The sequence below is a fragment of the Gelidibacter algens genome (assembly GCF_001678675.1).
GTDB classification, from domain to species: domain Bacteria; phylum Bacteroidota; class Bacteroidia; order Flavobacteriales; family Flavobacteriaceae; genus Gelidibacter; species Gelidibacter algens.
The window spans coordinates 20,844-28,205 of record NZ_LZRN01000047.1; the positions used below are offsets into that span (position 1 = coordinate 20,844).

The window sequence follows — 7,362 nt, forward strand, 5'->3', positions numbered from 1 at the left end:
GAGATAAATCAATCTACCTCAATCAGTTTATTGATCATCCCATTAAATATGAACCAATGAAAAGGTAAAACACTATACCAATATAAACGACCTGCCAATCCGCGAGGTCTAAACGTTGCAGTCTGTTTAAGAAGTCCGTCTTCAATTTTAAATTCCAACCATGCTTCACCAGGCAATTTCATTTCGGCATATAACAGTAGTTTTCGTTCCTTTCGATCACTGAAAATTACTCTCCAAAAGTCGAGGGCATCACCAGCATCCAATGTTGAAACATGAGTTCTGCCGCGTCTCAAACCAATCCCTCCAAACAATTTATCCATATAACCTCTAATCTTCCATAAATAGGTCCCATAGTACCAACCAGTTGATCCACCAATAGACCAAATACGGTTAATGGTGCGCTCCATGTCTACAACTTTTCGCTCTTTATAATCTCTGAAACAGCCGTATTTGGGAACATTTACATATTTGTGAATGCTTTTTTGAAGTCGGCCGCTACTCACCATAGAATCTTTCCAACTGGACACAATACTATTCTGTTCAATTTTTTCAAAAGCCAATTCTACAGCTTCTTGATAGGTAATGGGGTGCACATCGAGAACAGCATTAATATCACTTTTCTCACCAATAATTTGAACCCCCATACTGTCAACCAAAGAGGAGGCGAGTTTATAAGATGTGGAAGTCACAAAATAAAGCCAATAGGAGGATAATTTTGGCGTCATCACCGGAACAGTCAAAATATAGCGCTTCAAACCGCGAATTTCAGCAAATTTGAGTAGCATCTGTTTGTAGGTCAAGACTTCAGGACCGAAGATGTCAAAGCTTTTATTATAAAGGATTTCTTTGCCTTTGGCTCCAGATAAAAACGAAAGCACATCCCTGACTGCCAATGGTTGGGTTTTGGTATTCAGCCATTTTGGAGCGACCATAACGGGCAATTTTTCAACCAAATCACGAATAATTTCAAATGAGGAACTTCCTGAACCCACAATAATCCCTGCTTTAAAAATGGTCAGTGCATAGTGTTCTGACTCTAACAGTTCTTCAACATTTTTTCGCGATTGTAAGTGCTTTGATAGATAAGCATCGTTGGTAATACCGCTTAAATAGATAACCTGTTTGACCTTTGTCGTTTCAAAGTAGTTTTTGAAATTTATGGCACACTTAGCTTCCAATTTTTCAAAATCCTGAGAGGTATTGGACATGGAATGAATAAGATAATAGGCAACGTCAATATCCTTGGGAATGTTTTGAAGGGTTTCGGCATTTAAGAAATCAGCTTCTACAATGCTGATATGCTCATCTTCAAGATAATTTTTGTCAACTCTAAATTTATCACGTACAGCACATATGACGTCATGTCCTTCATTAATAAGGATAGGAATTAATCGTTTTCCTATATAGCCAGTGGAGCCTGTAACGAGAATTTTCATCAATCCTTTTGTGTTTACAATAGTTAAGAGTGTTGAATTTACAATTTTCCGAAGTGAAAACAGCGTTTTTATTTTTTAGTTTGATTTGGCCTTTGGTACTCCAAACGGGTCTTGAGATTGGGAATTGCATAGCCATCCAATCCATTGATAGCTGCAATTTTGCCTTGAGCCAGATTGAGAAAACCATCTTTCTCAATTAAACCCTCCTGAATATAGAGATGCTTTATTTCACCAATTAAAAGCACCGTGTTATTTGCTTTAATATCATATTCTTCAACATAATGCATTGCCATTTGAACAGGAGAACCTTTAACAAAAGGCGCCATGAAGTCATTCTTATAGTCTTCCTCTAGTTGTGTTACATCAAATTCTGAAATAGTGGCATCATACTTTGCTGATGTGTGATGGGCGTCATCTAAAATATCTTCGTAAATATGATTAATGGTAAATACGGCGGTTTCTTTAATATTATCGTACGTATTTCTTCTAACGGTGGTAGGTCTCAAAAAGAAACCTAAAATGGATGGGTCAGATCCAATATGGGTTACAGAACTGAAAACGGCCACATTGGAAATTCCTTTTCTTGATTTGGTGCCAATGAGATTTGCCGATTTGTAACCTGAACAACTATTGATCAGGTTGATACGATAGAGATGGTGCATCTCATTGATATCCTTTTGACTGAAGTGTGGCATTACAATGTTTTAAAATTGTTGATTTTGATGTCCTTTGCCTTTAGATCAAACATGAGGTTATAAAGACCAAAAAATGTGCGGTTCATATAAATAAAGTGTCTGGAACCTCTGTTACCATTCATTTTACGGAGTTCCGTACTTTTAGAATAGCGTTGCCCTAGTTCCGTTATTTTTCCAAAAAATTCCCCATCGGAAAAGTCGAAGGTTTCGGCATGAAAGGGCTGTGTGAAGAGGCTCAGCAGTTCGTGGAACAAATCGGTAAAAAATATAGCTTCCTGTTTGGTATCGTCTTCACGCAGAATTTCCAACTGATATAGTTTTTCGATAAAAACTTCTTTATTTGAAATGTTTTTTGGTTTTGCCAATTCAAAATAAGGCACGTAAAATTCGTCAGGTATTGTTTTCATACAACCAAAATCCAAAGCAATCAATTGACGTTCCTTAGACACCAAGAAGTTTCCAGGATGCGGATCAGCATGAACTTTTTTAAGCACATGAATTTGGTACATATAAAAATCCCAAAGTGCCTGTCCTAATTTGTTTGACATGTCCTGATTGGTATTATGGGCCGTAAATTCAGAAAGATGTTCACCTTCCATATAATCCATGGTGATTATCTTTTCTGAGGACAGGTCTTCATAATATTGAGGAAACAAAAGGTTGGGAATGTGGGCACAAGCTTTCGCAATTTCTTTGCTCTGCTTCATTTCCAAGATATAGTTTGTTTCCTCAATAAGCTTTCCTTCAACTTCCTTAAAGTACTTGTCAGAATCTTTGCCTTTAATGTTGAACATTTTCATGGCAATGGGCTTTATAAGGGCCAAATCTGACGAAATACTTTGGGCAACTCCAGGATATTGGATTTTCACAGCAAGTTTCTTCCCATTTTTTTCTGCAATATGGACTTGTCCAATGCTTGCAGCGTTGACAGAAGTTGTGTTGAAGGAATCATAAAGTTCATTCGGCAATTTGCCAAAATAATTTTTAAACGTTTTGAGCACCAACGGTGGCGATAACGGGGGCACCGAAAACTGGGCCAACGAAAATCTTTCTACATACGCTTGTGGCATTATACTTTTTTCCATGCTCAACATTTGAGCAACCTTCAAAGCGCTGCCCTTAAGCTGTTTCAGGCTGTCATAAATATCATCAGCATTGTTTTCATTGAGTCTTGATCGAGCTTCGACCTCAGTTTTAGTTAGTTTATCTCCGTAATATTTAAGATAATTGACGCCCACTTTGGCTCCAGTGGAAACAAATTTTGAGGCACGTTGTATTTTTGATACTGGAATTTTGTCTATGGTTTTCATTTAGTCATGTTCATTTTTTCCTTGAAGATAAATTTCCCAAGGTCAATCACGCTTTTTAAGGGTGTTATATTGAGGACGTCAAAACTGGTATTGACTGATTTTTCTATAAAAATATCTGTTTTTTCAAAAGAAGGTGAGGTGTCATCCATCCAAAACTTCATGGTCAATAATAACTGTAACCACGCCGTTTCGCGCAATGCGCGCTTTTGGATCCTGTCAATACGCTCTTCCTTAATATCTAAAGTTTCGATATCTAAATCATCAATATAGAGTGAGAAGCCTTTTTTCAATTCTGATAAAGCCGCCAAACCTTTCATACTGTTTTTGTGCTGCTGTAGGGCAAATAGCACGTAACTTCTGTTGGCCGTTAAATTCTCAAAAAAGGTAAAGTAAAAGCTTAGTAGTTTGTTACGAGCATCAAACGATTGGTAATCGTCGCTTTCATGTAATACTTTTAGAGTATTATCCAAAAAGGCTCTGAAAACGTGCTTTTCAACAGACTCAAAGGATCCAAAATGTTCGTAAAATTTTGATTCCTCAAAGTTGTTGGCTTTAGCAAATATATAGACGGATTTGGGTTGCTCGCCATGTTCTAAAACATAATCCATATAGAAAGAGATGATGTCTTGATCTGAAATATTTTTCTTTTTTGCCATGATTTTAATTTATATGTAAAGATACAAAATGTTTAACGTTTTGTTTATTGTATTAAACAAAGTTTAACAGCCATTTATGATTCCAAAATTGGTATTTAACTGTAATGAATTTTACTGCTATAGCTTTTGAAATACATTTTTTTTAAGATTTCATTAACTATTGAGGATTTTAAAAAATGTAATTTTACCTATTACATAAAATAACCATCTAAAAAATAGAGTATTATGAAAAAAATTATGCTGTGTCTTGCTGTAATTGGGATGACCTTTTCAGTAAATGCACAAATTCAAACCCCGCAACCTAGTCCTTTTTCAAAAATGGAACAAGTGGTTGGATTGACAGATGTGACTGTAGAATATTCACGTCCAAATATGAGAGGTAGAACTATTTTTGGAGATTTAATTCCTTACGGCGAAGTATGGCGTTTGGGAGCTAATCAAAATACCAAAATAATGTTCAGCACTGATGTGACTGTTGATGGAAAAACCCTAAAAGCCGGAACTTATGCACTCTATGCTATTCCAAACGAGAAGTCTTGGGAGGTGATTTTCTATACAGATTCTAACAATTGGGGGACACCTGAAAAATGGGACGAGTCTAAAGTTGCTGCAAAAGTAACTGCTGAAACCTATCCATTACCGATGAAAATTGAGACGTTTACAATGTCATTTGATGATTTATCAAGTGGCGGTGCCACGCTAGGCATCATGTGGTCTGATGTGTATGTTGGTGTAACATTTAAAGTGCCAAGCGATAAAATGGTATCAGCTTCTATCGACAAAATCATGAAAGGTCCTGGCGCTGGAGATTACTATGCTGCTGCAGTCTATTACCTACAAGAAGATAAAGATATGAAACAAGCCAAAGAATGGATTGACAAAGCCATGTCCATGACTCCTAAGCCTATGTTTTATCAGTTGAGACAACAATCATTGATTTACGCAAAAGCAGGAGACAAAAAAGGCGCTATTGACATTGCCAAAAAATCATTGGCTGCCTCAGAAGCTGCCGGTAATGCAGATTATGTTAAAATGAACAAAGACTCCTTGAAAGAGTGGGGGGCAATGTAATCACGTTATTTATTGAAGTTAGGAACGCAATCATTTTGGTTGCGTTTTTCATTTCTAAATGGTTAATATGTAATAGGTTAGGTTGATTTTAAGATTTTACTTTTTGTTCTTATCTATTGAACGGCATTTTAAAATTGCTTATCTTAGGATACTATCTAAATTCTTTTAGAAGTTCAAAAACTTTTTAATAAAAAGTTAAAATGAGCAACCAACTTTCAATAGACCAAGCATTTATCAATAATTTAAATACCATCATTGAAGATCATATTGAGGATGATCAGTTTGGAGTTGAAGAGCTAGCTATTGCATTGGGGATAAGCAGATCACAACTACACCGAAAACTAAATGCCATTAACGGTAAATCAACGAGCCAGTTTATCAGGGAATTTCGATTGGAAAAAGCAATGGATATGCTACAAGATAATGTAGCCACTGCTTCCGAAATTGCCTATAAGGTTGGGTTTAGCAGTCCATCGTATTTTAATACAAGTTTCAACCAATATTATGGCTATCCTCCAGGGGAAGTAAAATTCAGAAATCCTTTGAACGATGAAGACGTTGTGGAAATTCCACCAATGAATGACAATGCCGAACCTGTATTACTCAAAAGAAGACGATTCAATCCGCGTACCTATGTAATTGCATCAATGGTGCTGATTTTAATTGCGATAATTTCATATTACAACTTTGCGAAACCTGAAACTAACACGACATCAGAAATTATTGATCCGGTTATTTCAAGTGATAACTCTATCGCGGTATTGCCTTTTAGAAACATGAGTGGAAACCCAGATAATGAAGCTTTTTGTGATGGAATGACTACAGCCGTCATTTCTGGGCTTTCAAAAATTAGGGATATCAAAAAGGTGATTTCATTTACTTCAATGATGAATTACAGAAATAGTAACAAGTCAATACCTGAAATTTCGGACGAACTTAAGGTGCATTATATTTTGGAGTCTGGTTTCCAAAAATCAGGGAATGAAATCAAAATCAATCTTCAGTTAATTGATGGTACATCCGACAAGCTTATTTGGTCTGAGGAATATGAAGGAAAATACGATTCCGTATTCAAACTACAGGCTCGCGTTGCCGAAATGGTGGCCAAACAATTGAAGGCGAAAATTACAGAAGAAGAACGTACAGGTATTCATAAACCGTCTACAAAAAATATGGAAGCTTATGCTAACGAAGTGCAAGGTTTTTATCTTTTGAATAGTTATTCAACGAAAAATATCATTGCTTCAAGAAAATATTTTGAGAAGGCAATTGAATTAGATTCCGCATATGCTGACGCCTATACTTCGCTTGGAAGAACCTATTCAACCTTGGGGACATGGTATGGAAATTTAAGTAGAAAAGAAGCAGATAGTTTAGCGGCCCCATATTTTAAAAAGGCCCTTCAATTAAATCCTAAAAACTTCCAATTAATTTATTCAATGGCTGAAAAGGAATTATTCAATTGGAATTTTAAAAGCGCTGATTCTTTGATTAATATATTTGAACAGCAACGTGGAAAGTTTTTTTTTTCAAGTTTTATAGACCTTTTACTTTGTAGGAATGATGAGGTAATTGAAAGTACACATCATTTATTAAAAGAAAATCCAGATGCTTCGTGGGGATATCATGCTGTTTTAGCAGCTTATGCATATTATTTTAAAGGTAAAAAAGAGTCATCATTATATGTTATGCGTAAAGGTTTACAACTAGCGCCTGATCAAAACTATTATGACCATTTTGGAAATATTTATTTGGCTATGGGAGATTATGAAAAAGCAAAGGATGTTCTAGAAACAGGATTACAAATTTCAGATAAGCGGCATGCCTCCATGGTAATTCATCTTGCAGCAGTGTATTATTATCTTGGAGATGAAGGGAAGTCAAAAGAACTGTTAAACGAAGTTATCGACCGCGCCAATAAAGGTGAACCTGAAATAAATGTCTTTGTGGCCCATTATTATGCACGTCTTGGAAACAAAGACGAAGCATTTAAATGGTTGGATATCGCCTATAAAAAACATGAAGTGGATATGATATGGCTAAAAGCAGATCCAAATCTATTAAAGCTTAAGAATGATCCTCGCTACAAATTGCTTTGTCAAAAAGTTGGATTTCCTGAAACTAAAAATAATTTCAACTGAATAAAAACTGGTTCTACCACGAATGTTGTGAATATTTTGATAATATACAATCT

6 protein-coding genes are annotated in these 7,362 nt (G+C 35.8%); 2 read left to right on the forward strand and 4 right to left on the reverse strand.

All coding sequences use genetic code 11. The features are described from left to right. Window positions 1-8 precede the first annotated feature (8 nt). The 4 genes from A9996_RS16545 to A9996_RS16560 all read right to left on the reverse strand — a co-directional run bounded on the left by A9996_RS16545 (window position 9) and on the right by A9996_RS16560 (window position 4,097). Window positions 9-1,436, reverse strand: a complete 1,428-nt coding sequence (locus A9996_RS16545) for an SDR family oxidoreductase (protein ID WP_066437722.1) — start codon at window positions 1,434-1,436, stop codon at window positions 9-11. 68 nt (window positions 1,437-1,504) lie between these two features. Continuing rightward, on the reverse strand, window positions 1,505-2,131 hold the full coding sequence (locus tag A9996_RS16550) for a flavin reductase family protein (protein ID WP_066437728.1): 627 nt from the start codon (window positions 2,129-2,131) through the stop codon (window positions 1,505-1,507). Continuing rightward, window positions 2,131-3,441, reverse strand: a complete 1,311-nt coding sequence (locus A9996_RS16555) for an ABC1 kinase family protein (protein ID WP_066437730.1) — start codon at window positions 3,439-3,441, stop codon at window positions 2,131-2,133. Before A9996_RS16555 ends, A9996_RS16550 begins: the two co-directional genes overlap by 1 nt. Then, complete coding sequence (locus A9996_RS16560) at window positions 3,438-4,097, reverse strand: TetR family transcriptional regulator C-terminal domain-containing protein (RefSeq protein ID WP_066437732.1); 660 nt, start codon at window positions 4,095-4,097, stop codon at window positions 3,438-3,440. Before A9996_RS16560 ends, A9996_RS16555 begins: the two co-directional genes overlap by 4 nt. Window positions 4,098-4,322: 225 nt before the next feature. Between A9996_RS16560 and A9996_RS16565 the strand changes: the two genes are divergently transcribed. Both A9996_RS16565 and A9996_RS16570 read left to right on the forward strand, forming a co-directional pair. Next, complete coding sequence (locus tag A9996_RS16565) at window positions 4,323-5,168, forward strand: DUF2911 domain-containing protein (protein ID WP_066437740.1); 846 nt, start codon at window positions 4,323-4,325, stop codon at window positions 5,166-5,168. 200 nt (window positions 5,169-5,368) lie between these two features. Beyond that, window positions 5,369-7,309, forward strand: coding sequence for a helix-turn-helix domain-containing protein (locus A9996_RS16570; protein ID WP_066437743.1), 1,941 nt, complete (start codon window positions 5,369-5,371; stop codon window positions 7,307-7,309). Window positions 7,310-7,362 lie beyond the last annotated feature (53 nt).